This is a genomic window from Paroceanicella profunda, assembly GCF_005887635.2.
GTDB lineage: Bacteria > Pseudomonadota > Alphaproteobacteria > Rhodobacterales > Rhodobacteraceae > Paroceanicella > Paroceanicella profunda.
On record NZ_CP040821.1, the window covers coordinates 1 to 21,844 of the forward strand.

Genomic DNA, 21,844 nt, shown 5'->3' on the forward strand with positions numbered 1-21,844 from the left:
CCCACTGGGGTGGCGCCGGTGTCCCCCGCGATCATCTCCACCGCCTCCGGCGCCACGCCGAGGGTTTCGGCCACGATCTGCGCGAGGCCGCCCAGCGTGCCCTGGCCCTGGTCGGTGACGGAGGTGCGGCAGGTGAGGCTGCCGTCCGGCTCCAGGCTCAACCGGCAGGTTTCCTGTGCGGCCACGCGCACCTGCGCGGCCCGTAGAGCTGCGCGCCCACGCCGGTGAGCTCGACGAAGGTGGTGAGGCCGATGCCCGGTACACGCCCTCGGCGCGCAGGGCCGCCTGTTCGGCGCGCAGGCCGGCATAGTCCATCTCCGCCAGCAGCATGTCGAGGCAGGCGCGGGTGGTGAGGCTCTCGAGCACAACGCCGGTCTCGGTGGGGCCGGGGGTTTCGGGCGCCGCGCGGTAGTTGCGCCGGCGCATCTCGGCGGGGTCCAGCCCGCAGGCGGCGGCGGCCATGTCCAGCATCTGCTCCATGATCGCGAAGGCGATGGGCTGGCCCACGCCGCGGTAAGCCCCCACCGGCGCCTTGTTCTGGAACCAGGCCCGGGCGCGGGCGGCGTAATGCGGCACGCGGTAGGCGGCGGGGGCCAACTGGATGGCCTGCAGCGCATCGCCCACCGAGCCGCGCGGGTAGATCGAATAGGCGCCGAGCCCGGCGGCGAACTCGATCTCCAGCCCCAGGATGCGGCCCTCCGCGTCCACCCCCAGCCGGGCCTCGGCCTGGGCCTCGCGGGCATGGGCGTCGGCGAGGAAGCTCTCCAGCCGGTCGGCGGTGAACTTCACCCGGCGCCCGGTGAGCACCGCCAGCGCCACGGCGGCGATCTCGTCCGGCAGGGCGTGCAGCTTGCCACCGAAGGCCCCGCCCACGTCGGGGGCGATCACCTGCACCCGGCCCAGCGGCAGGCCGAACAGGTCAGCATAGATCTGCTGCATCTGGAACGGCGCCTGGTGCGACTGGTGGACGGTGAGCCGCCCCGTGCGTCGGTCGAACCCCGCATCCACGGCCCGGCCCTCCAGGCTCACCGCCGTCTGCCGCCCGAAGGAAAAGCGGTGGCGCACCACATGCGCCGCGCCCGCCAGGGCCGCGGCGGCGTCGCCGTATGCAATGCTGCGGTCCAGCGCCTGCTGCGGCTCCCAGGCGGCGGGGTCGAAGCCCGGCTCGAAGATGTCGGGCGGCAGGATGGCGGGGTCCAGGTCCTCGAACTCCACCCAGGCAAGCTCCAGCGCGCTCTCCGCGGCGCGGCGGCTTTCGGCCAGCACGGCCACGACCGGCTCACCCTGATAGCGCACGATCTCCCCCGCCAGCGCCTGCTGCGGCGGCGAGACATGCCGGGGCAGGGCGGCGAGGCGCGTCTGCCACGGCCCGCACACCGCTGCGAGATGCTGCGCGGTGTAGACGCCGGTCACCCCCGGGGCGGCGCGGGCCTCGTCCAGCTCCGTCGCCAGGATGCGGGCATGGGCATGCGGGCTGCGCAGGAAGGCGACATGCGCGGCGCCGGCGGCGTCCAGATCGTCGGTGTAGCGGCCCAGCCCCTCCACCGTGCGGCGGGCGGAGGCGCGCGGGGCGGAGGCGCCGATCAGTGTCCGGTCAGCGGGCATCGGCGGTCTCCTCCCGGGCGCGGATCACGTCCATCGCGGCGTCCACGATGGCCTCGTAGCCGGTGCAGCGGCAGAAGTTGCCGGAGAGCGCGGCGCGCACCGCCCCGCGCTCCGGCGCCAGCCCGGCGCCGATCGCCTCGTGCAGCGTGGCGAGCATGCCGGGGGTGCAGAAGCCGCATTGCAGCGCGTTGCGCGCCACGAAGGCCGCCTTCAGCGCCCGGCCCAGCGGGTCGTCCAGCCCCTCCACGGTGCGGACCCGGGCGCCGTCGGCCTGCACGGCGAGCATCAGGCAGCCGCGCACCGCGACGCCGTCCACCTCCAGCGTGCAGGCGCCGCACACCCCGTGCTCGCAGCCCAGGTGGGTGCCGGTGAGGCCCAGCTCGCCGCGCAGGAAATCCGCGAGGCTGGTGCAGGCGGAGATTTCGGCATTGACGGGCCTGCCGTTCACGGCCATCTGCACGCGCACCGTTCCGGAGGCTTCGGGATCAGGGGTCATATCGCCACATTCCATTGGTCAGTCCGACGTATTCCGTATACTAAGAACGCAATACCCGGCCGGGGGGCGGCGTCGCAGGGGGGTGCGGCCGCGCGGAACCGGGGGGAAACGAGAGGAAACAGATGAGAAAAGCCATCGTCCGCGTCGCCGACCTGCGCCAGCAGGTCTACGACAACCTGAAGGAGCGGATCACCCGCGGCGAGTTTCCCATGGACCACAAGTTCCAGGAAATCAGCCTCAGCCTCGCGGAGGAGCTGGGCGTCTCCCGCACCCCGGTGCGCGAGGCGCTGGCCCTTCTGGTGCGGGACCGCATCCTGGTGCAGGCGGTGCGCGGCTTCCGCTTCCCGGAATTCGGGCCGGAGGAGATCGTCGAGATCACCGAGATCCGCCTGCGGCTGGAGCCCTACGCGGTGCGCCTCGCGGTGGAGGTGCTGAGCGCGGAGAAACGCACCGCACTGGCCGGGCTGATCCGCGGCGAGATCGCCCGTCACGGCGAGGCCGACACCTGGGTTGCCGCGCACCGCCGGGTGCGCGCCGCGCTGTTCGCGCCGGTGCGCAACAAGCGCCTGATCGAAGCCATAGCCCATTACGAGGACACCATTCATTTCATGCGCGTCAACACGCTGCAGGACGCGCGCTGGCGAGGGCTCTCGGTCGGCGGATCGGCGAAACTGGCCGATGCCATCGAGGCCGGCGATGCCGGGGCCGCCGAGGCGGCCCAGGCCACGTTGCTGGGGCTGGCGCGGGATTCCTTCCTCGCCTGGAGCGCGGAGAACGCCTGAGCGCCGGCCCGGGGCGGCCCCGGCCCCGGCCCCGGCCCCGGCCAGGCTCAGTCCGCCGAGAGCAGGGCGCGCAGCTTCGCGATCGGCTCCGGGCTCGCCTCGGAGAGCTCCTTCCAGTAACGGTCCGCGGCCATCTGGCGGAACTCCGGCCCGAAGTCGATCGAGGTGATGCCGGCGGCGGCCTGCGCCTCCAGGTTCTCCCGGGTCTTGTCCTTCGACCAGCTCTCCATGTCCTTCTCGAACCAGGCGGCGGATTCGGTCAGCACCTGCTGCTGTGCGTCTGTGAGGCTCTCGTATTTCGCCTTGTTCATCAGCACGTTGACGATGACGGAGTAGAAGCCAGGGTCCACCCGCATCCTGGTCATCTTGTCCCAGCCGAAATCCTGTATGCCCCAGACCGGCCAACCGTAGCCGTCGATCACGCCGCGCTCCAGCGCGGTGAACACCTCGGTGGGCGCGATGGTCATGGACTCGATGCCAAGCGCCCGGAACAGCGCGCCGTAGTTCGGCTGCGCGCGGATGCGCATGCCCTTGAGGTCCTCCGGCCCGGTTATCTCCTTCGTGGTGTAGATGTGGAAGGGCACGTTCACGCCGTAGGTGGTGAGGTAGGTGGCGCCGAAGCGTTCTCCCGCCAGCTCATCGAGATAGGCATAGGCGCCGGAGGCGCGCTGCTCGGCCAGCGTCATGTCGGTGAGCAACTGCGCGTCGCCCTCGATCATCTGGCCCTTGTAGTAGGCCGGCGGGATGGAGGCCATGTCGAGCACGCCGGTGGAGACGGCATTCGCCTGCTCGGAGGGCGGTATCGCCTCCGGCCCGCCGACGACGCGGATCTGCAGCACGCCCTTGCCCACCTCGTTCACATGGTCGACGAAGCGCTTGAACGGCTCGCCATAGGTGGTGGGCAGCGGCACGAAGACGCCGGCCTTGAGGGTGACCTCCTCGGCGGAGGCGAGCGTGGCCGTGCTCAGCAGAGCGGCCAGGGCGGCGGCGCAGAAGCTTGCGGTGGATGTCATGCTGGGATTCCCTGTTGGTGGTTCTCGTTTTTCAGATGGTCCGGCGGGCCGTCGGCCAACCGGGGAAGGCAACGGCGCAGCAAGGCGCCGGCCTGCAGGCGGCGCACCGCGGCATGGGCCATCGGCTCCATCTCCGCGGTGACGGCGGCGGTGATCTCGGCAATGCAGGCGGCGTCGAAGGGGCGGTGGAGGGCGATCTCCCGCGCGGCCGCGCTGGGGCGCGGGCAGGGCTCTGGGCCGAAGATCACCAGGTCCAGCGCCACCGTGCGCCCGCCCTCCGCGCGCCGGCGCGCGGCCAGCCCCACCTCCGGAAAATCGCCGTGGCGCCGGGCGATCTCGTCGAACACGAAGCGCTCGCCCGGGGCCGCCACGGGCAGGGAGACGCCGGTGAGCAGCTCGTCCTCGGCCAGATCGGTCTCGAACAGCCCGCTGTAGAAGCTGCGCGCCGGAACCGAGCGCGCCCCGCCCGGGCCGCTGATCTCCAGCAGCGCGTCGAGGGCCACGGCGCAGGCCGGCATCTCGGCGGCGGGGTCCGCGTTGGCGAGGCTGCCGCAGGTGGTGCCCCGGTTGCGGATCGCGGCGTGCGCCACATGCGGCATGGCCGCGGCCACGAGGGGGCAATGCTCGGCCACCAGCGCCGAGCCGGCGGTCTGCGCATGGCGCACCAGCGCGCCGATCAGCAGCCTGTCGCCCGCGCGGCGGATGCTGTCGAGCCCGGGAATGCGGTTGATGTCGATGACCAGCACGGGCGCGCTCAGCCGCATCTGCAGCGTGGCGACGAGGCTCTGCCCGCCGGCGAGGATCCTCGCGCCGGGGTGCTCCGCCAGCAACCGGACCGCCTCGGCCACCGTCTCGGGGCGGGCATAGCGAAAGGGGGGCGCCTTCATCCGGTCTCCTGCCTGGGCGTGGACCCCGCGGGCAGCGGGGAGGGGGTGGGAGATAAGGCCTTGCCGGCCGTGTCGGTTGAATATACCGTATACGCAATACGTTTCAACCGAAATCCGGAGCGTTTCATGGCCGAAGACACTCCCCGCAGGGACACCACGCTGGAAACCGTCGTGATCGTCGGCGCCGGGCATGCCGGAGGGCGCGCGGCGCTGCTGCTGCGCCGCCACGGATTCGCCGGGCGCATCCTGATGCTGGGCGCCGAACCCGCGCTGCCCTATGAGCGCCCGCCGCTCTCCAAGGGGTTCCTGAAGGGCACGACCAGCGCGGCCGACATGTCCCTGCGCAGCGCGCAGGACTGGGCGGAGGCCGGCATCGAGCATATCGGCGGCTGCACCGTGACCCGGATCGACCCGGAGAGCCGCCGTGTGACCCTGGCCGACGGCCGCAGCTTCGGCTTCGACCACGCGATCTGCGCCACGGGCGGCCGGGCGCGCCCGCTGGCCCTGCCCGGGGCGGAGGCGCTGCTGATGCTGCGCGACCTTGCCGACGCGCGCGCCCTGCGCAGCCGGCTCGGCTCCTGCCGGCGGCTGCTGGTGGTCGGCGGCGGGGTGATCGGGCTCGAGGTGGCGGCCACCGCCGCCGGGTGCGGCTGCGCGGTCACGGTGCTGGAGGCGGGGCCGCGGGTGATGGCACGCGTGCTGCCGCCGGAGGCCTCCGCCTGGCTGGCCGGGCTGCATGCCGGCAACGGGGTGCAGATCCGCACCGGGGTGACACTGGAGCGCGTCCTGCCGCGCGGCACCGGCATTGCGGCGCAGACCGCCGAAGGGGTGATCGAGGCGGATCTCGGCCTCTGCGCCATCGGCATCCTGCCGGAGCCGGGGCTGGTCTCCGGCGCGCGTCACGGTGCCTCCCACGGGCTGCTCACCGATGAATATTGCCGGGTGGAGGGCGCGGGACCCCACGTCTATGCCATTGGCGACATTGCCGAAACGCCGAACCCCGTGCTGGGCCGCCCGCTGCGGCTGGAGACATGGCGCAACGCGGAAACCCAGGCCGCCGCCGTGGCCCGCACCCTGTGCGGCACCGCCACGCCGGCCTGCGAGACCCCGTGGATGTGGACCGACCAGTTCGGCTGCAACATCCAGGTGGTCGGTGTGTGGGAGGGCCGCGGCGAGAGGCTGTGGCGCGGGGCGCCCGGCGCGCCGGGATCGGTGCTCTTCTGGCACGAGGGGGGCCGGCCCCTCGGCGCGGTGCTGATCGACGCGGGCCGCGAGCGGCGCTTCGTCGAAGGGCTGGTGGCGGCCGGGAAACCGGTGCGCCCGGAGGCCCTCGCCGACCCGGCGCAGCGGCTGAAGTCCCTGCTCCCGAGCGCCGTTCCGGCGGCCTGACCCGGCGGCGCCCCGCCCCTCCCCTCCCTCCCAAGCCGCAGGACCTCACATGCGCTTCACCCTCATCGCCCATGTCACCGCCACCGACCCTGCCGCGCGCCTCTCCGACGCCGGGCTCGCCCACACGCGGGAGGTGCTCGCCGCCACGCCGGGCGTGACCATGGCGAGGCTCTACACCCCGGCGACGGCGCGGGATCTCTACACCGACGACGGCCCCTCGCCGGCGCTGGCCTTCCAGCTCTACTTCGACGAGCTGACCGCGCTGGAGGCCGCCGCGGGCCCGGCCGGCCCCCTCCGGGCGCTGGCCGACGGCTGGCGGGATCTGCCGGGCGCCACGGTGGCGCACCAGGCCATGCTGGTGCGGGCCTTCCCGGTGCCCGAGCCGAAGCCGGGAGGCACGCCGGAGGCCTGTTCCTACCTCGTGCATTACCCCGGCGCGGCGGAGGACCTGAACGCCTGGCTCACCTACTACATCGCCCATCACCCGCGGATCATGGCCACCTTCCCCGGGGTGCGCGAGATCGAGATCCTCACCCGGGTGGACTGGTGCGACGCCCTGCCCTGGCAGCGCGTGGCCTTCATGCAGCGCAACCGGCTGATGTTCGACAGCCCCGCCGCGCTGGAAGCGGCGCTGCAATCCCCGGTGCGGCACGTGATGCGGGCGGATTTCGAGAATTTCCCGCCCTTCGAGGGCAGCAACCTGCATTTCCCGATGTTCGCGGAAACCCTGACCCTGGCCGGCTGAACCCGGCCCGCTCCCGCCGCTCCGCGGCCGCGCGGGCCGGAGGCGGCGCTTGCGCCACGCCCGATGCCCGTGCCCTGCGGCCGGCGCCGGAGCAGGGCGGGGTGACGGGCCGGTCCGCCGGCGCCGCCGCACGAGGCGGGGCAGCCGCGCCCCGCACGGGCCGGGCAACACGCAGGTTCGGTCCCGGGCGCCCTGCCGGGCCCGGGAGATGCGCGGCAGGTGTCGGAGACGGCGGGAGCGGGCCGGGTGCAGCCGGCGTGCGGGCCCGGTGGCTCAGCCGCTCACCGTCATCTTGTCGATGCCGTAGATCCGGTCCACCACGATCAGCGCCACCACCGCCAGCAGCAGTTGCAGCGTGCTCAGCGCGGCGATGGAGGGGTCGAACTGGTGCTCCATGTAGCTCAGCATCACCACCGGCAGGGTGTTCGTGTCCGCCGAGCCGAAGAAATAGCTCACCGGCAGGTTGTCGAAGGAGGTGAGGAAGGAGAACAGCGAGCCCGCCATGATGCCCGGGCGGATCAGCGGCAGGGTGACATGGCGGAACACCGCGAGCGGGTTCGCCCCGAGGATGGCCGCCGCCTCCTCATAGGCGCGCGGCACGGAGCGGTACACCCCCGCCACCGTGCGCACCACGTAAGGCAGGCACACCACCGTGTGGGTGACGAGCAGCGCGGTGAAGGAGATGCCGATCCCCACCCAGGACAGGAAGAACAGCCCCGCGAAGCCGATCACGATCATCGGCATGGAGAGCGGCGAGAGCAGGAAGGTCATCACCGCCCCGGCCCAGCCGGCCCGGGAGCGGGCAAGGGCCAGGCAGGCCGGGATGCCGATGAGGCAGGAGAGCACGGTGGCGCCCACCGCCACCTCGAAGGACACGATCAGCGATGCGATGAACGGCTCGTATTCGAAGATGTGCCAGAACCATTTCAGCGACCAGCCGGGCACCGGAAAGGCCACGTAGGAGGCGGAGGTGAAGGAGACCACCACCACCACCAGGATGGGGGCGAGCATGAACACGAAGAAGACCACCACGAAGGCGAGCAGGCCGAGGGAGGCCCAGTCCGGGCGGGCGATGCGGGCCATCCTCAGCCTCCCTGCCGGCGCACGAGCCGGAGCTGCAGCCACAGGCAGACGAGGGCGATCACCAGCAGGATGGTGCTCATCGCGCTGGCCATGCCGAAGTCGCGCGTGGTGTTGAACTGCTGGTAGATGAGCAGCGGCAGGGTCTGCAGCCCGCCGCCCAGCAGCACCAGGGTGACGAAACTGCCGTTGGCGATCATGAACACCAGGATCGCCCCGGTGCCCACCCCGTCGAGCGACAGCGGCAGGGTGACCTCGAAGAAGGTGCGCAGCCGCCCCGCGCCCAGCGTCTGGGCCGATTCCTCCAGCCGCCGGTCCACCCCCTGCAGCACCGAGGCGATGGAAAGCACCATGAAGGGCACCAGCACATGGACCAGGGCGGCGACGGCGATCTCCGGCGAGTTCAGCAGCCGCAGCGGCCGCTCGATCAGGCCGAGCTGGTCCACCAGCAGGTTGTTCACCAGCCCGCGCCGCGCGAACAGCACCTGCCAGCCGAAGGTGCGCATGATGATGGAGGTGAGCAGCGGCGCGATGAGGAGGAAGATCACCACTCCGGACCATTTCCCCGCCTTGCGCACCAGGAAATACGCCACCGGGTAGCCGATCAGCGCCGAGATCAGCGTGACCCCGGCCGAGAGCGCCACCGTCTCGAAGATCACCCCGAGGTAGAAGCGGTCCGACAGCAGCTCCCCGTAGCGCGCCAGCGTGAAGCCGCCCTCCTCGCCCAGGAAGGAGCGGTTGCCGTTGTCGATGAGCGGCGCCACGAAGAACCCGGCGAGAAACAGCACCGCCGGCAGCACGAGCATCCAGGCCCGCAGCACGGGGCGCGGGCGGGGCGGGGCGGCGGGGCTCACGTCAGTCATGGCACGTGTCCGGAGTGAGGGCCCCGCGCCGGATGCGGCACGGGGCAGGGGCGCGGCGGACGGCGGCGGGGCTCAGCCGCCGATCTCGCGGTTCCAGCGGTCCACCCATTCGTTGCGCACCTCGATGATCTGCGCGTAGGGCGGGAAGACGGTCTTCTCCCAGGGGGTCACACGGGTGGCGAGCACCTCGTCATAGGTGACGTTCTTGTTGGTGACGCCGTAGTTCATGATCTTGGCGAACTTCGACTGGTTCTGCGCGTCGAGCACCTCGTTCACGTAGTCCCAGGCCAGCGGGTCGGCGTTCTTCGGGATCTGCACCGCGACACCGTTGAGCGAGCCGCCCTCCTCGGGGTTGATGAAGTCGATCCACTCCGCCCCGCTGTCATAGTGGTTCCAGGTGCGGCCGTCGAAGTAGATGCCGAGGTCCGCCTCGCCGGAGGAGAGGTGGTTGAAGAAATCGTTCGGGCCGCCCCAGAACACCAGGTTGTCCTTCATCTTCGCCATGGCCTCGAAGAACGGGTCGACATTGTCCACCCCGCCGCCGAGCGCCTCGGCCATCGCCCAGATCAGCATGATCGGGGTGACGGCGTAGGAGATGGAGGGTACGGAGGCGATGAACTCGCCCGCCGCCACGCGGTCCACGAACTCCGCGAAGCTCTTCGGCGGCTCCGAGACCACCTGCTTGTTGTAGGTGATGCCGCCCACGCCGTAGTCGAAGAGCGTGCCCTTGCCCTTCACCGAGTCGGTGAACTGCTGCGGGATCTCGGCGAGGTTCGGCAGCTTCTCCACCGTGAAGTCTTCCACGAGATCGCCGTCCGCGGCCGCGAGGGCGAGGTCCGGCGTCATGATCAGCATGTCCACCGGCGGGTCGGACGGGTCCGCCTCCACCTGGGCCAGCCACTGGGCCGGGCCGCCGAGCGAGACATTGGCCTTCGCGCCGGTCTTCTCCTCGAAGGGGGCGACGAAGCAGGAGCGCACCGCCTCCTCCCACACGCCGCCGAAGGCGGTGACGGTGATCTCGCCACCGGCCGCGCGGGCCATGCGGGGCAGGGCGCCCGCGGCGAGGGTGGTGCCAAGGGCTGCCCCGGTGCCGAGGAGCTGGCGTCGTGTCAGTGTGGTCATCTCGTCTCTCCGCTGTTGTGTCCTCGCCCGGGGGGGATCCCCGGAGCGCATCATGTCCGCTCGAGCGCCTCGGCAAGGCGGGCGCGCGCGGCGGCGGCCTCGTTCGGTGTGGCGGCGCGGCGCGGGAAGTCCGCCGGCAGTTCGCCGCGCACGGCGGCGAACACCTGCGCCCGGGCGCGCAGCCGCGTGCCGAGCGGCAGGGCGATGAGCGCCGCGTTCAGCCGGTCCATCGCGGCCGGGGTGAAGATCGCGTCCCACGCGCTGCGCTCCGGGCCGAAGCCGCCGTCCGCCGGGCCGGAGACATAGTCCCGCGCGGCGCCGGCCTCGGTCACGAAGCCGTTCTCCACGTCGCGGGCGATGGCCTCGGGCGCGCGCAGGGCCGGGTCTCCCCAGCCGCCGGCCCCGGGGGTGAGGAAGGTCACCGTGTCCCCCGCGTTCACCTCCAGCACGTCGATCTTGCCCAAGCGGCGCTCGTCCGGCGCGCCGCGGTTCACGATCAGCGCCCCCGGGGCGCCCGGGCGGCCGCCCTGCACGCCCCAGGGGCGGAACATCAGCCGCTCTATGCCGCGGCCGAGCACGTTCGAGCCGTCGGTGAGCACCCGGAAGGTGAGCTCCATGCCGCAGCCGCCGCGCCATTGCCCGGCCCCGCCGGAATCGGGGCGGAGCGCGTAGCGCAGCACCTCGATGCCCAGCTCGGCCTCCACCGTCTCCACCGGGTTGTTGGCGAGGTTGGAGATGCCGCTGTCGCGCCCGTCCACCCCGTCATGGCCCTCGCGCGCGCCGGTGCCCCCGATCATCGGCTCGATCACCTGCACATGGCGGCCGCCGCGCCCGTCCGGCTCGGCCATCACCACGGGGATCACGCAGCCGGAGGCGGCGGCGGGCATCACCCCGGGCAGCGCCTTGCCGAAGGCCCCGTTCAGCACGTCGTTCACCCGGATGGCGGCGGCGTGGCGCACGCCCACGGCCGCGGGTTCCTGCGGGTTCACCAGCGTGCCCTCCGGCGCGGTGATGCGCACGGCCGAGAGCAGGCCCACGTTGAGCGGCACCGTGGGGTCCAGCGTGTGGACGAGCGCGAGCACCCGCAGCGTGAGCCAGGCATGCGGCCGCCCGCGCGAGGGGATGTTCATCGCCGTGGCCACCTGCGGGTCCGTCCCCGTGAAGTCGAGATGCACCTCGCCCCCCGCGAAGGTCGCGGCCAGCGACAGGCGCACGGGCACCGGGGTGGCGGCGTCATCGTCGAGATAGTCGGAGAAGGTATAGGTGCCCTCGGGCACCCGGGCCAGCACCGCGCGGGCCTTCTGGCCGGCATAGTCCACCAGGTCGCCCTCTGCCGCGACCACTGTCCCGACACCGTGCTGGGCGATGGTCTGCTCCAGCCGGCGCCGCCCGGCGGCAAGGGCTGCGAGCATGGCGCGGATGTCGCCCATGTTGGCCTCCGCCGTGCGGCTGTTCGCGTCGAGGAACAGTTTCACGTCCGCGTTCATCTCGCCGCGCTTCATCAGCTTCACCGGGGGGATGCGCAGGCCTTCCTGGAAGATCTCGGTGTTGGTGGGCGAGATGGAGGAGGGCACGCGGCCGCCCACGTCGGAGCAATGCACGAAGCACCAGCCGTAGGCCACGATCTCGCCTTCGTGGAAATAGGGCTCGATCATGTGCAGGTCGGGCAGGTGGGTGGCGAGGCCCTCGGAGCGGTAGGGGTCGTTGGTGAGGATCACGTCGCCCGGCTCCAGCGGCCCCACGGCGGCGATGGCCGGCGCGCATTCGAGCCCGACGAAACCCGACACGCCGATGGAGCGCGGGTAGGCGAAGAAGCGCCCGTCCAGCCCGGCCAGCGCGCAGGCGAAATCCGCCGTTTCCTTCACGTAGAGGGTGCGGCCGGTGCGCTGCAGGGTGAGGCACATCTCCTCGGTGACGGCGGCGAGCTTGTTGCCGAGGATTTCCAGGGTGACCGGGTCCAGTCTCATGCCGCGTCCCTTTCCAGGTGGAGGTTGCCGGCGGAATCGACCCGGGCGTACCAGCCCGGCAGGATCACCGTGGTGGTGTCGTCCTGCTCCACGATGGCCGGGCCGCAGAGCGCGTGGCCGGCGCCGAGCGCCTCGCGCCGGTAGACCGCCGCCTCCACCCAGGCGCCGCGGCGAAACAGCGGCCGGTGGCCGGTGGGCGCCGGGGCGCCGCTGCCCGCCGGCCAGTCCGGCGCGTCCAGATCGGGGGTGAGGCCGATGACGGCCAGCCGGGCGGTGCCCAGTTCCACCTCCGCCCCGGTGTCGCGGAAGCCGTAGATGCGCTCATGCTCGCGGTGGAAGGCCTGCGTGATCTCCGGCGCGGTGAGCGCCAGGCCGGCGAGCGGCACGCGCAGCTCGTAGGCCTGCCCGGCGTAGCGCATGTCGGCGGAGGCCTCCGCGCGCCGGTCGATGATGTGCGCGCCCTCCGAGGAGAGCCAGGCCTCGCCTTCCGCGCCGAGGGCTGCGAGCGTGGCGGCGAGGCCCGCGGCACTCGCCTCGTCCAGCGGCCGGCGCAGGGAGCGGACGAAGTCGCGGCGCAGGTCGGCGCCCGCGGCACCCATGGCGCAGAAGGTGCCGGCGGCGGGCGGGATGACCACGTGGCCGATGCCCGCCTCCTCGGCCAGCAGGTTCGCGTGGGTGGGCCCGGCACCGCCGAAGGGCACGAGGGCGAAGCCCGCCGGGTCCAGCCCCCGGGCCGCGAGGGTCTTGTAGAGCTCGGTCGCCATGCCGGCGGTGGTGACGGCCAGCGCGCCTTCCGCGGCACGCTGGGGAGCGTCCGCGCCCTTCAGCCCGATGCGGGCCGCCACGCCGCCGAGCGCGGTGCGCGCCGCCGCGCCGTCCAGCCGCATGCGTCCGCCGAGGAAGCCCGCCGGGTCGATGTAGCCGAGCGCGAGGTAGCAGTCCGTCACCGCCGGTTCCGTGCCGCCACGCCCGTAGGAGACCGGGCCGGGGGCCGCGCCCGCGCTCTGCGGCCCCACCTTCAGCACGTCGTGCTCGTCCACCCAGACGACGGAGCCGCCGCCCGCGCCGATGGCGCTCACGTCGACCACCGGCAGCACGAGGGGCAGGCCGCCGATATCGGTGCGCGTGGCCAGTTCCGGCGTGCCGGAGGAGGCGATGGCGATGTCGGACGAGGTGCCGCCCATGTCGAAGGTGATGATGCTGCCCACACCCGCCGCCGCGGCGAGCCGCGCCGCCGCCATCACGCCCGAGGCCGGGCCGGAGAGCACCGTCTCCACCGGGCGCGCCGCGGCGGAGGCGAGCGAGAGCGAGCCGCCGTTCGAGGCGGTGACGAGGATCGGCGCGGTGACCCCGTCCGCCGCCAGCCCCTCCGCCAGCCCGGCGAAGTAGCGCTGCATCAGCGGCTGGATGTAGGCGTTGAGGCAGGCCACCAGCGTGCGCTCGTACTCGCGGATCTCCGGCCAGATCGCCGCGGCGGAGGTGATGTCGAGCCCGCCCGCGGCCGCCGACAGCTCCGCCGCCAGCGCCGCCTCGGCCTCCGGCGCGGCATAGCCGTTCACGCAGACGAGGGCGGCCGCCTCCACGCCGGTGGCCCGCAGCTCGGCGCCCAGCCGGGCGATCTCCTGCGCGTCGGGGGTGCGGGTCTGCCGGCCGGCCGGCGAGAAGCGCGCCCCGATCTCCAGCACCCGCAGCCGCGGGACCAGCGGGTCCTCCTTCGCCGCATGCAGGTCGAAGGAGGAGGGCATGCGCGAGCGCGCGATCTCCAGGATGTCCCGGAACCCCTCGGTGACCACGAGCGCGATGCGCGCGCCCCGGCGCTGGATGATGGCGTTCAGCCCGATCGTGGTGCCGTGCATCAGCGCGGCGATGCCCGAAGGCGCCAGTTCCGCGCGCTCCAGCAGGGCACGCAGGCCCTCGATCAGCGCGCGCGAGGGCTCCTCGGGCGTGCTCGGCTCCTTGTAGTAGACAAGGCTGCCGTCGCCGGGGCGGGCCAGAACGAAATCGGTGAAGGTTCCGCCGACATCGATGCCGATGCGGGCGCCCTGAAGGGTCATGGCAGGATCCTGGGTCATTCGGCGGGCTCCGGGGCAAGCAGCACTGCATCCTCGGCCTTCCAGCCGAGCGCGAGGCTCTCGCCGAGGCGGAAGGACACCGCGCCGAGCGGCCCGTCGGCCTGGCGGTACACGAAAAGCTCCCGGCCAAGGGCTGGGGCCTCGACCTGGTAGGCGGCATAGGTGCCGCGGAACACGGCCCCGGTCACCCGCACGTCCAGGCGGATGTCGAGCGCCTCCGCCCCGGCGCCGAGCGCCATGCGCTCCGGCCGCACCGAGAGGCTGGCGCGGCTGCCGGGCGCGGCCCGGCCCGCGAAGGGCAGGGCCGGGGCGCCGGGGATCTCCAGCGCCGATCCTCCGGCCGCCACCCTGCCCTCGAAGATGTTCGCGGTGCCGAGGAATTCGGCCACGAAGCGGGTGGCCGGACGGTCGTAGATCTCGCTCGGCGCACCGGTCTGCAGGATGCGGCCGGCGCGCATCACCGCCACGATGTCGCTCATCGACAGCGCCTCCTCCTGGTCATGGGTCACCAGCAGGGTGGTGATGCCCAGCCGGGTCACCATGCCGCGGATCTCGAACTGCATGCTCTCGCGCAGCGAGCGGTCCAGCGCGCCCAGCGGCTCGTCGAGCAGCAGCACCCGGGGGTTGACCACCAGCGCGCGGGCCAGCGCCACGCGCTGCTGCTGGCCGCCGGAGAGCTGGGAGGGGTAGGCATCCCCCCGGCCGGGAAGCTGGATGAGGTCGAGCATCCGGCGCACTTCCGCGTCGCGCCCGGCCCGGCCCATGCGCGCCATGCGCAGCCCGAAGCCGATGTTCTCCGCCACCGTGCGGTGCGGGAACAGGCTGTAGTTCTGGAACACCATGCCCAGGTTGCGCCGGTGCGGCGGCAGGCCGGTCACCTCCTGCCCGCCGATGCGGATCGTGCCGCGATCCGGTGTCTCGAAGCCCGCGACCATGCGCAGCGTCGTGGTCTTGCCGCAGCCCGAGGGCCCGAGCAGCGACACCAGCGCCCCGGCCGGCAGGGTGAGGTCGAGATCGGCCACGGCCACCGTGCCGCCATAGCTCCTGGCGATGCCGTCAAGCACGAGCCCGGCGGGCTGGGCGGAACTATCCAACATGGCCCGGGCCTCCGGCGGAGCGGGTCTGCGATGGGGCTGGCACGCGGATTTCACCTTCCTCACTGTGGTTTGTAGCGCTACAGTCACCGTGAATCAGACAAGTGTCAACTGGTCAGCGCGGCGGGGGGCCGAAAGGAATGGCGAGACTGCGGCACGTCGGGCCGGGAGAAAGCGGGGTCGGCACCACCCGCCGGGCGATGCTTCGCGGCCCGGGCCGTGCCTTCTCCCGGAGCGGCGGGGAGGCCAGCGCATGAGCGGCGCCGGACGCGCGACGATGCAGCAGGTGGCCGAGGCCGCCGGCGTCTCGCCGATGACGGTGTCCAACACCTTCCGCTACCCCGAGCGCGTGCAGGAGGAGACCCGCGCGCGCGTGCTCGCCGCGGCCGACGCCCTGGGCTACGTGCCCAATCTCGCGGCCGGCCACCTCGCCTCCGGGTCCAGCCGGGTGGTGGGGGCGATCATCCCCTCGATCCGCAACTCCAGCTTCTACCGCTACGTGCGCGGGTTGCAGGACGCCGCCGCCGCGCGGGGCCACGAGGTGCTGCTCTCGCTCGCCGACGACCCGGACCAGGAACTGGCCGCGGTGCGCACCTTCATGGGCTGGCGGGCGGCCGGCATCGTGCTGGTGGGCAACGAGCACCGGGCGGAGACGGCGGCGCTGCTGCGCGCCGCGCGCATGCCCACGGTCGAGACCTGGGTGCGCCGCGCGCCGATCGACATGTGCGTGGGCTTCTCCGTGGAGGAGGCCACCCGGCAGATGACCCGCCATCTGGTGCGCCGGGGCCGGCGCGCCATCGGCTTCATCGGCTATTCCGGCGGGGTGGCGCGGCGCTTCGCGGACCGGCTGGCCGCCTTCCGCGACGAGCTGTCCCGCCACGGCCTCGCCCCCGGCCCGGATTACATGGCCAGCGAGGCGGACGGCTTCGCCGCCGGCAAGCAGGCCCTCGCGGCCCTCATCGCGCAGGCTCCCCGGCTCGACGGGGTGATCTGCGCCACGGATGTCATCGCCGGCGGGGTGATCTTCGACTGCCACCGCCGCGGCATCTCGGTGCCGGGAGATCTCGCGGTCACCGGCTGGGGCGATTACGAGATCGCCGCGGAGATCCTCCCCAGCCTCACCACGGTCCGCCCGCATTCCTATGACATGGGCCACACCGCGATCGAGCTGCTGCTCACCCCGCGCGAGGCGGACACCGCCCCCGCCCCGCGCGACGTGGGCTTCGAGCTGATCTGCCGCGACAGCACCTGACCCTCCCCGGCAGCGCCCCGCCCCTCCGCCCCGCCCCTCCGCGCGCACGGCACCCGGATCGCCGGACCGGTCATCCCGAACGATGCGTTCCGCGGCGAAGACTTGTCCTCCCCCGCGAGACCCGGTGGGCGGGCGGGCTGCCACTGGGGACGTGGTCCGGGTGCCGGGCGGGCCGGGGGCGGGGCATTCGGTGAAGGCCGCGCGGCCCCGGCCAGCGCGGCGGAGGAAGACGGTGCGCAGTGGCCGCCTTCGGGTGGGCACGTCCTCTCTCCCGCATCAGGGGCGCGGCGCCGCGACACCGATCGGCGGAATTCCGCCGCTTGCTGTTGAGCGTGCGCGGCAGGCCGGTTAATCATGGGACACCGACAGGCACTCGATGCCCAACGTCCATCAAGGGGATATCCGCATGACCTTCGCCCGTCTCAGAACCCTCGGCACGGCCCTGGCCGCCGCCGTGCTCGTGGCCGGTTCCGCCGCCGCCCAGGCGCCGCAGTTCTTCCGCATCGGCACCGGTGGCACCGCCGGCACCTACTACCCGATCGGCGGCCTGATCGCGAACGCGATCTCCAACCCGCCGGGCTCGCGCCCCTGCGCCGAGGGCGGCTCCTGCGGCGTGGAAGGCCTGATCGCCACCGCGCTGGCCGCGAACGGCTCGGTCGCCAACGTGAACGCCATCGGCGCCGGCACGCTGGAATCGGGCTTCTCGCAGTCCGACGTCGCCACCTGGGCGCAGACCGGCACCGGCATCTGGGAAGGCCGCCCGCCGGTTGAGAAGCTGCGCGCCATCGCCAACCTCTACCCCGAGAGCATCCACCTCGTGGCCGCCGCCGGCGCCGGCATCAAGAGCGTGGCCGACCTGAAGGGCAAGCGCGTCTCGCTCGACGAGCCGGGCTCCGGCACGCTGGTCGACGCCCGCATCATCCTGGGCGCCTACGGGCTGAGCGAGGATGACATCGACGCCGCCTTCCTCAAGCCCGACCAGGCCGCGGACCGGATGCGGGACGGCGCGATGGACGCGTTCTTCTTCGTCGGCGGCTTCCCGGCCGGCGCCATCGCCGAGCTGGCCTCCCAGGCCGACGTGACCCTGGTGCCGATCTCGGGCGCCGAGGCGGAGGGCATCACCTCCAAATACACGTTCTTCGCCTCCCAGACCGTACCCGGCGGCACCTATGAGGGCGTTCCGGAGGACACGCAGACCCTCGCTGTGGGCGCGCAGTGGGTCACCAGCGCCGACCAGCCGGAAGAGCTGATCTACGAGATCACCAAGGCGCTGTGGAACGCGAACACCCGCAAGCTGCTCGACAACGGCCATTCCAAGGGCAAGGAAATCACCGAGGCCACCGCGCTGGACGGTGTGGGCATCCCGCTGCACCCGGGGGCCGAGCGCTTCTACAAGGAAGCCGGCCTGCTGAAGTAAGCGCGGCCGCGCACCAAGATCCCGACCCTGCGGCCCGCGCCATCCCGCGCGGGCCGCTTGCGCTGCCTCCAGTCGAAAAGGCCTCAGAGAGATGGCAACCGATCCCTCGCGTCCCTCCGGGGCAGATGACCCGCATGCCCCGGGGGCACAGGCCTCCGCGCAGGCCGATGCCGCGGCGCGTGACGCCGCGCTCACCGAGGCCCAGATGAAGGAGCTGGAGGAGCGCTTCGACCCCGAAGTGCGCTTCCGCCCGCTCGGGCCCACGCTGGGCGTGGTGGCAGCCGCGCTGCTGTTCGTCCTCGCCTGCTACCATTACTACACCGCCGGCTTCGGCATTCCGCGCGCGGCCACGCACCGCGGCACCCATCTCGCCTTCACGCTGGCGCTCACCTTCCTCGCCTTCGCGGCCTGGGGCCGGGGCGAGGCGCGGCGCAGCAGCCTGCTCGCGCCCCTCGGCCTGCCGCTCATCGACTGGGTGCTGGCGCTCGCCGGCGCCGCCGCCGCCCTCTACGTGCCCTGGATCTTCGACGACCTCGCCTTCCGCGTGGGCAACCCGCTGCCGATCGACGTGTGGATGGGCACCATCCTCATCGTGGTGCTGCTGGAGGCCACGCGCCGCGCCATGGGCTGGCCGCTGCCGGTGATCGCGCTGTGCTTCCTCGCCTATGCCTATTTCGGCCGCTCCATGCCCGGCGTGCTCACCCATCCGGGCGCGGACTGGACCGGCATCGTGAACCACCTCTACCTCACCTCGCAGGGCATCTACGGCACCGCGCTGGGGGTGATCTCCACCTACGTGTTCCACTTCGTGCTGTTCGGGGTGCTCGCCACGCGCATCGGGCTGGGGCAGCTCTTCATCGACCTCGCCTCGGCGCTGGCCGGGCGCTACGCCGGCGGGCCGGCGAAGGTGTCGGTGATCTCCTCGGCCATGCTGGGCTCGATCTCCGGCTCCTCCATCGCCAACACGGTCACCACCGGCGCGCTCACCATCCCGGCGATGATCCGCATCGGCTATCCGCGCCACTTCGCCGCCGCGGTGGAGGCCGCCTCCTCCACCGGCGGGCAGATCACCCCGCCGGTGATGGGCGCCGTGGCCTTCCTGATGATCGAATACCTGGGCGTGCCGCTCACCACCATCCTCACCGCGGCGCTGGTGCCGGCCTTCATGCATTTCTTCGGCGTGCTGGTGCAGGTGCACCTGGAGGCCCGCCGCCGCGGCCTGCGCGGCCTCACCAAGGCGGAGCTGCCGGACGCCTGGGCGGTGTTCCGGCGCGACTGGCTCACCACCATCCCGCTCATCCTGCTGGTGGCGGTGCTGCTCTCGGGGCGCACGCCCTACTCGGCGGCGTTCTGGGGCATCACCTCCTGCATCGGGGTGCTGATCATCCAGAACGTGATGCGTCATCCGCTGCGCGAGGCGGCGAAGCGCGTGGCGCGCGAAGTGTTCGACGGCTTCGTGCTGGGCGCGAAATTCTCGCTCTCCGTCACCGCCGCGGCGGCGCTGGTCGGCGTGATCATCGGCGTGGTGACGCTGACGGGCGTGGGCTTCAAGATCGCCTACATGGTGACCTCGGTGGCGGCGGACTGGGCCGGCACGGTCTCCACCTGGCTGGCGGTGCTGCCCTTCGAGATCATGGACACCATGACCCTCACCCTGCTGTTCACGCTGATCATGACCGCCTTCGTGTGCATCCTGATGGGCTGCGGCATCCCCACCACGGCGAACTACCTCATCATGATCGCGGTGGCCGCCCCCATCCTCTCCATGCTGGGGGTGCAGCCGCTGGTGGCGCATTTCTTCGTGTTCTACTACGGGGTGCTGGCGGACATCACGCCACCCGTGGCACTGGCGGCCTACGCCGCCGCCGGCATCGCGAACGCGAACGCGTTCAAGGCCGGCAACACCGCCTTCCGGCTGGGCATGGGCAAGGCGCTGGTGCCCTTCGTCTTCGTGTTCTCGCCCTCGCTGCTGCTGGTAACGGACGGGTTCACCTGGGGGCAGTTCTTCCTCGCCACCGGCGGGGCGATGCTGGGGATCTGGGCGCTCTCCGCCGCCTTCGCGGACTGGCTATTCGGCCCGCTCTACGCGGTGGAGCGCGCGCTGCTGGGCATCGCGGCCATCCTGCTGGTGGCGCCGGACCTCGTGGCCACGCTCATCGGCCTCGCGCTGATCGCGCCCATCGCGGCGCGGCAGCTTCTGGCCCGGGGCCCGGCAAGCCCGGCCTGACCCCGGGGGCGGGCAGGGGCGGGGCCGGGAGACCGGCCACGCCCATACGCCTTCGCGCATAAGTCAACTTTATACGTCTCTCCGTATATTGACGGCTCATGCGCGACGGCGTATCATCCTCGTGAGAGGAGCCCCGGCATGGACCAGGTTTACCGCACCCCGCAACAGATCGGCGCCGCCCTGCGCCGCCGCCGACGCCTGCTCGGGCTGAGCCAGGCCGAGCTTGGCGCGCGCACCGGCCTGCGGCAGGCCACGGTCTCCTCGGTGGAGGCGGGGGAGGCCGGCACCCGGCTGGCCACGCTGTGCGAGCTGATGGCGGCGCTGGACCTCGACTTCGCCCTGCGCCCGCGCGCCGAGGATGACGGGCCCTCCCTCGAAACCCTGTTCTGACGGCATGGCCCGCCGCCCAGCCCATGCCCCGCTCGCGGTGATGATCAACGGCCGCCGCGTCGGCCGGCTCAGCCGCGCGGCCTCCGGCGCGGTGAGCTTTTCCTATGACCCGGGCTGGCTGGGCTGGGCTGCGGCCTTCCCGGTGTCGCTCTCCCTGCCGCTGCGCGAGGAAGGCTACGCCGGCGCCCCGGTGCTCGCGGTGTTCGACAACCTGCTGCCGGATGCCGAGCCGGTCCGCCGCCGGGTGGCCGAACGGGTCGGCGCGGCGGGAACCGACCCGTTCAGCCTGCTCGCCGCCCTTGGCGCGGATTGCGTGGGCGCGCTGCAGTTCCTGCCGGAGGACCGCGCCGCCGGGCCCGTCGGCGCCGTCTCCGGCCGCGCCGTGACGGAGGCGGAGATCGCGCAGGTGCTGCGCAACCTCGCCAGCGCACCGCTCGGGCTGGACCCGGACGCGGAGTTCCGCATCTCCCTCGCCGGGGCGCAGGAGAAGACGGCGCTGCTGCGCGCCGGCGGGCGCTGGATGATCCCGCAGAGCACCACGGCCACCACCCACATCCTCAAGCCGCAGATCGGCGCGCTGCCCCAGGGCATCGACCTCAGCGACAGCGTGGAGAACGAGTTCCTCTGCCTCCGGCTCGCCTCCGCACTCGGCCTGCCGGTGGCCCGGGCCGAGATCGCCGATTTCGAGGAGGTCCGCACCCTGGTGGTGGAGCGCTTCGACCGGCTGCACGCGGCGGACGGGCGGCTGCTGCGCCTGCCGCAGGAGGATTTCTGCCAGGCGCTCGGCGTGCCGCCGGCGCGCAAGTACCAGTCCGAGGGCGGGCCGGGCCTGGTGGAGATGCTGCGCCTGCTGCTGGGCGCCGACCGGCCGGAGGCCGACCGGCTGCAGCTTCTGCGCGCGGCCATGGTGTTCTGGCTGCTCGGCGCCACCGACGGGCACGCGAAGAACTTCAGCCTGTTCCTGCGCCCCGGCGGGCGCTTCGGCCTCACGCCGCTCTACGACGTGCTGAGCGCGGAGCCCGCCCGCGCGGCCGGCGCCCTGCGCCAGCGGCAGTTCCGGCTGGCCATGTCGGCCGGGCGCAGGCGGCACTACCTGGTCGACGAGATCATGCCCCGGCACTTCGCGCAGACCGCCGCGGAGGCCGGGCTCGGCCCGCGCCTGCTCCGCCCCCTAGTCGAGGAACTGGCCGACACGGGCCCCGCCCGGGCGGAGGCGGCGGTGGCCGCCCTGCCGCCGGGCTTTCCCGCCTCCCTCGCCACCGCGGTGCTGGACGGGCTGACCCGCCGCAGCGCGCGGCTGGCCCTGCCGGAGGGTGCGCGCGCCGGCGGATGAGCCCGGCAGCGGCCACAGGATTTGACCGGGCCCCGCCGCGCCCTAGTCTCCTGCTGGCGCGGGCCGACCGGCCTGCGCGCCGGGGCGGACCCCTCGCGACGCCGCCCCGG

The 21,844-nt window shown here is 72.7% G+C and carries 17 protein-coding genes and 1 pseudogene; 8 read left to right on the forward strand and 10 right to left on the reverse strand.

Annotated features, from left to right (window positions below):
* Positions 1–420 precede the first annotated feature (420 nt).
* Both FDP22_RS21900 and FDP22_RS21905 read right to left on the reverse strand, forming a co-directional pair.
* Positions 421–1,605: pseudogene (locus FDP22_RS21900) on the reverse strand (xanthine dehydrogenase family protein molybdopterin-binding subunit); the annotation flags it as partial.
* Entirely contained in the window at positions 1,595–2,101 is a 507-nt protein-coding gene (locus FDP22_RS21905; RefSeq protein ID WP_138576843.1) for a (2Fe-2S)-binding protein, read from the reverse strand. The pseudogene FDP22_RS21900 and the gene FDP22_RS21905, both read right to left, overlap by 11 nt.
* Positions 2,102–2,223: 122 nt before the next feature.
* Between FDP22_RS21905 and FDP22_RS21910 the strand changes: the two genes are divergently transcribed.
* Entirely contained in the window at positions 2,224–2,883 is a 660-nt protein-coding gene (locus FDP22_RS21910; protein WP_143972296.1) for a GntR family transcriptional regulator, read from the forward strand.
* 47 nt (positions 2,884–2,930) lie between these two features.
* Here the strand turns inward: FDP22_RS21910 and dctP are convergent, their stop codons facing one another.
* Both dctP and FDP22_RS21920 read right to left on the reverse strand, forming a co-directional pair.
* Positions 2,931–3,896 (reverse strand): TRAP transporter substrate-binding protein DctP, encoded by a 966-nt coding sequence (gene dctP, locus FDP22_RS21915; protein WP_138576839.1) that lies wholly within the window; start codon positions 3,894–3,896, stop codon positions 2,931–2,933.
* Positions 3,893–4,783 (reverse strand): FAD binding domain-containing protein, encoded by an 891-nt coding sequence (locus FDP22_RS21920; RefSeq protein WP_138576837.1) that lies wholly within the window; start codon positions 4,781–4,783, stop codon positions 3,893–3,895. Before FDP22_RS21920 ends, dctP begins: the two co-directional genes overlap by 4 nt.
* 126 nt (positions 4,784–4,909) lie before the next feature.
* Between FDP22_RS21920 and FDP22_RS21925 the strand changes: the two genes are divergently transcribed.
* Together FDP22_RS21925 and FDP22_RS21930 are read left to right on the forward strand one after the other, a co-directional pair.
* The gene (locus FDP22_RS21925) at positions 4,910–6,172 is read left to right on the forward strand and encodes an NAD(P)/FAD-dependent oxidoreductase (protein ID WP_138576835.1); all 1,263 of its coding nucleotides are present in this window, start codon (positions 4,910–4,912) and stop codon (positions 6,170–6,172) included.
* Positions 6,173–6,221: 49 nt separating this feature from the next.
* Entirely contained in the window at positions 6,222–6,917 is a 696-nt protein-coding gene (locus tag FDP22_RS21930) for a hypothetical protein (RefSeq protein WP_138576833.1), read from the forward strand.
* A 273-nt stretch (positions 6,918–7,190) separates the two neighbouring features.
* Here FDP22_RS21930 and FDP22_RS21935 read toward each other — a convergent pair whose 3' ends face one another.
* The 6 genes from FDP22_RS21935 to FDP22_RS21960 form a co-directional block, all read right to left on the reverse strand.
* Positions 7,191–8,000, reverse strand: coding sequence for an ABC transporter permease (locus tag FDP22_RS21935; RefSeq protein WP_138576831.1), 810 nt, complete (start codon positions 7,998–8,000; stop codon positions 7,191–7,193).
* A gap of 2 nt (positions 8,001–8,002) precedes the next feature.
* Positions 8,003–8,860 carry an ABC transporter permease gene (locus FDP22_RS21940; RefSeq protein WP_138576829.1) on the reverse strand — a complete coding sequence of 286 codons (858 nt, stop codon included), beginning with the start codon at positions 8,858–8,860 and terminating at the stop codon, positions 8,003–8,005.
* Positions 8,861–8,932: 72 nt separating this feature from the next.
* Positions 8,933–9,982, reverse strand: a complete 1,050-nt coding sequence (locus FDP22_RS21945; protein WP_138576827.1) for an extracellular solute-binding protein — start codon at positions 9,980–9,982, stop codon at positions 8,933–8,935.
* A 50-nt stretch (positions 9,983–10,032) separates the two neighbouring features.
* On the reverse strand, positions 10,033–11,949 hold the full coding sequence (locus FDP22_RS21950) for a hydantoinase B/oxoprolinase family protein (protein ID WP_138576825.1): 1,917 nt from the start codon (positions 11,947–11,949) through the stop codon (positions 10,033–10,035).
* Positions 11,946–14,021 carry a hydantoinase/oxoprolinase family protein gene (locus FDP22_RS21955; RefSeq protein WP_239032027.1) on the reverse strand — a complete coding sequence of 692 codons (2,076 nt, stop codon included), beginning with the start codon at positions 14,019–14,021 and terminating at the stop codon, positions 11,946–11,948. Before FDP22_RS21955 ends, FDP22_RS21950 begins: the two co-directional genes overlap by 4 nt.
* Positions 14,018–15,118: an ABC transporter ATP-binding protein gene (locus tag FDP22_RS21960; protein WP_138576823.1), complete on the reverse strand. Its 1,101-nt coding sequence runs from the start codon at positions 15,116–15,118 to the stop codon at positions 14,018–14,020. Before FDP22_RS21960 ends, FDP22_RS21955 begins: the two co-directional genes overlap by 4 nt.
* Before the next feature lie 250 nt (positions 15,119–15,368).
* On the opposite strand from FDP22_RS21960, the gene FDP22_RS21965 reads away from it, so the two are divergent.
* From FDP22_RS21965 to FDP22_RS21985, 5 genes are all read left to right on the forward strand, one after another.
* A complete protein-coding gene (locus FDP22_RS21965; protein ID WP_239032028.1) occupies positions 15,369–16,367 on the forward strand; it encodes a LacI family DNA-binding transcriptional regulator in 999 nt (332 codons plus the stop codon).
* Positions 16,368–16,773: 406 nt separating this feature from the next.
* Positions 16,774–17,784: a TAXI family TRAP transporter solute-binding subunit gene (locus tag FDP22_RS21970; RefSeq protein WP_138576821.1), complete on the forward strand. Its 1,011-nt coding sequence runs from the start codon at positions 16,774–16,776 to the stop codon at positions 17,782–17,784.
* A 205-nt stretch (positions 17,785–17,989) separates the two neighbouring features.
* Positions 17,990–20,011 carry a TRAP transporter permease gene (locus FDP22_RS21975; protein ID WP_239032033.1) on the forward strand — a complete coding sequence of 674 codons (2,022 nt, stop codon included), beginning with the start codon at positions 17,990–17,992 and terminating at the stop codon, positions 20,009–20,011.
* Positions 20,012–20,149: 138 nt separating this feature from the next.
* Complete coding sequence (locus FDP22_RS21980; RefSeq protein WP_138576817.1) at positions 20,150–20,401, forward strand: helix-turn-helix domain-containing protein; 252 nt, start codon at positions 20,150–20,152, stop codon at positions 20,399–20,401.
* Positions 20,402–20,405: 4 nt separating this feature from the next.
* Complete coding sequence (locus FDP22_RS21985) at positions 20,406–21,734, forward strand: type II toxin-antitoxin system HipA family toxin (RefSeq protein WP_138576815.1); 1,329 nt, start codon at positions 20,406–20,408, stop codon at positions 21,732–21,734.
* The last annotated feature ends 110 nt before the right edge of the window (positions 21,735–21,844 follow it).

Coding starts and splice junctions, on each gene's coding strand:
- FDP22_RS21905 (WP_138576843.1), bottom strand. CDS start 2,101: ATGACCCCTGATCCCGAAGCCTCCGGAACGGTGCGCGTGCAGATGGCC.
- FDP22_RS21910 (WP_143972296.1), top strand. CDS start 2,224: ATGAGAAAAGCCATCGTCCGCGTCGCCGACCTGCGCCAGCAGGTCTAC.
- dctP (WP_138576839.1), bottom strand. CDS start 3,896: ATGACATCCACCGCAAGCTTCTGCGCCGCCGCCCTGGCCGCTCTGCTG.
- FDP22_RS21920 (WP_138576837.1), bottom strand. CDS start 4,783: ATGAAGGCGCCCCCCTTTCGCTATGCCCGCCCCGAGACGGTGGCCGAG.
- FDP22_RS21925 (WP_138576835.1), top strand. CDS start 4,910: ATGGCCGAAGACACTCCCCGCAGGGACACCACGCTGGAAACCGTCGTG.
- FDP22_RS21930 (WP_138576833.1), top strand. CDS start 6,222: ATGCGCTTCACCCTCATCGCCCATGTCACCGCCACCGACCCTGCCGCG.
- FDP22_RS21935 (WP_138576831.1), bottom strand. CDS start 8,000: ATGGCCCGCATCGCCCGCCCGGACTGGGCCTCCCTCGGCCTGCTCGCC.
- FDP22_RS21940 (WP_138576829.1), bottom strand. CDS start 8,860: ATGACTGACGTGAGCCCCGCCGCCCCGCCCCGCCCGCGCCCCGTGCTG.
- FDP22_RS21945 (WP_138576827.1), bottom strand. CDS start 9,982: ATGACCACACTGACACGACGCCAGCTCCTCGGCACCGGGGCAGCCCTT.
- FDP22_RS21950 (WP_138576825.1), bottom strand. CDS start 11,949: ATGAGACTGGACCCGGTCACCCTGGAAATCCTCGGCAACAAGCTCGCC.
- FDP22_RS21955 (WP_239032027.1), bottom strand. CDS start 14,021: ATGACCCAGGATCCTGCCATGACCCTTCAGGGCGCCCGCATCGGCATC.
- FDP22_RS21960 (WP_138576823.1), bottom strand. CDS start 15,118: ATGTTGGATAGTTCCGCCCAGCCCGCCGGGCTCGTGCTTGACGGCATC.
- FDP22_RS21965 (WP_239032028.1), top strand. CDS start 15,369: ATGAGCGGCGCCGGACGCGCGACGATGCAGCAGGTGGCCGAGGCCGCC.
- FDP22_RS21970 (WP_138576821.1), top strand. CDS start 16,774: ATGACCTTCGCCCGTCTCAGAACCCTCGGCACGGCCCTGGCCGCCGCC.
- FDP22_RS21975 (WP_239032033.1), top strand. CDS start 17,990: ATGAAGGAGCTGGAGGAGCGCTTCGACCCCGAAGTGCGCTTCCGCCCG.
- FDP22_RS21980 (WP_138576817.1), top strand. CDS start 20,150: ATGGACCAGGTTTACCGCACCCCGCAACAGATCGGCGCCGCCCTGCGC.
- FDP22_RS21985 (WP_138576815.1), top strand. CDS start 20,406: ATGGCCCGCCGCCCAGCCCATGCCCCGCTCGCGGTGATGATCAACGGC.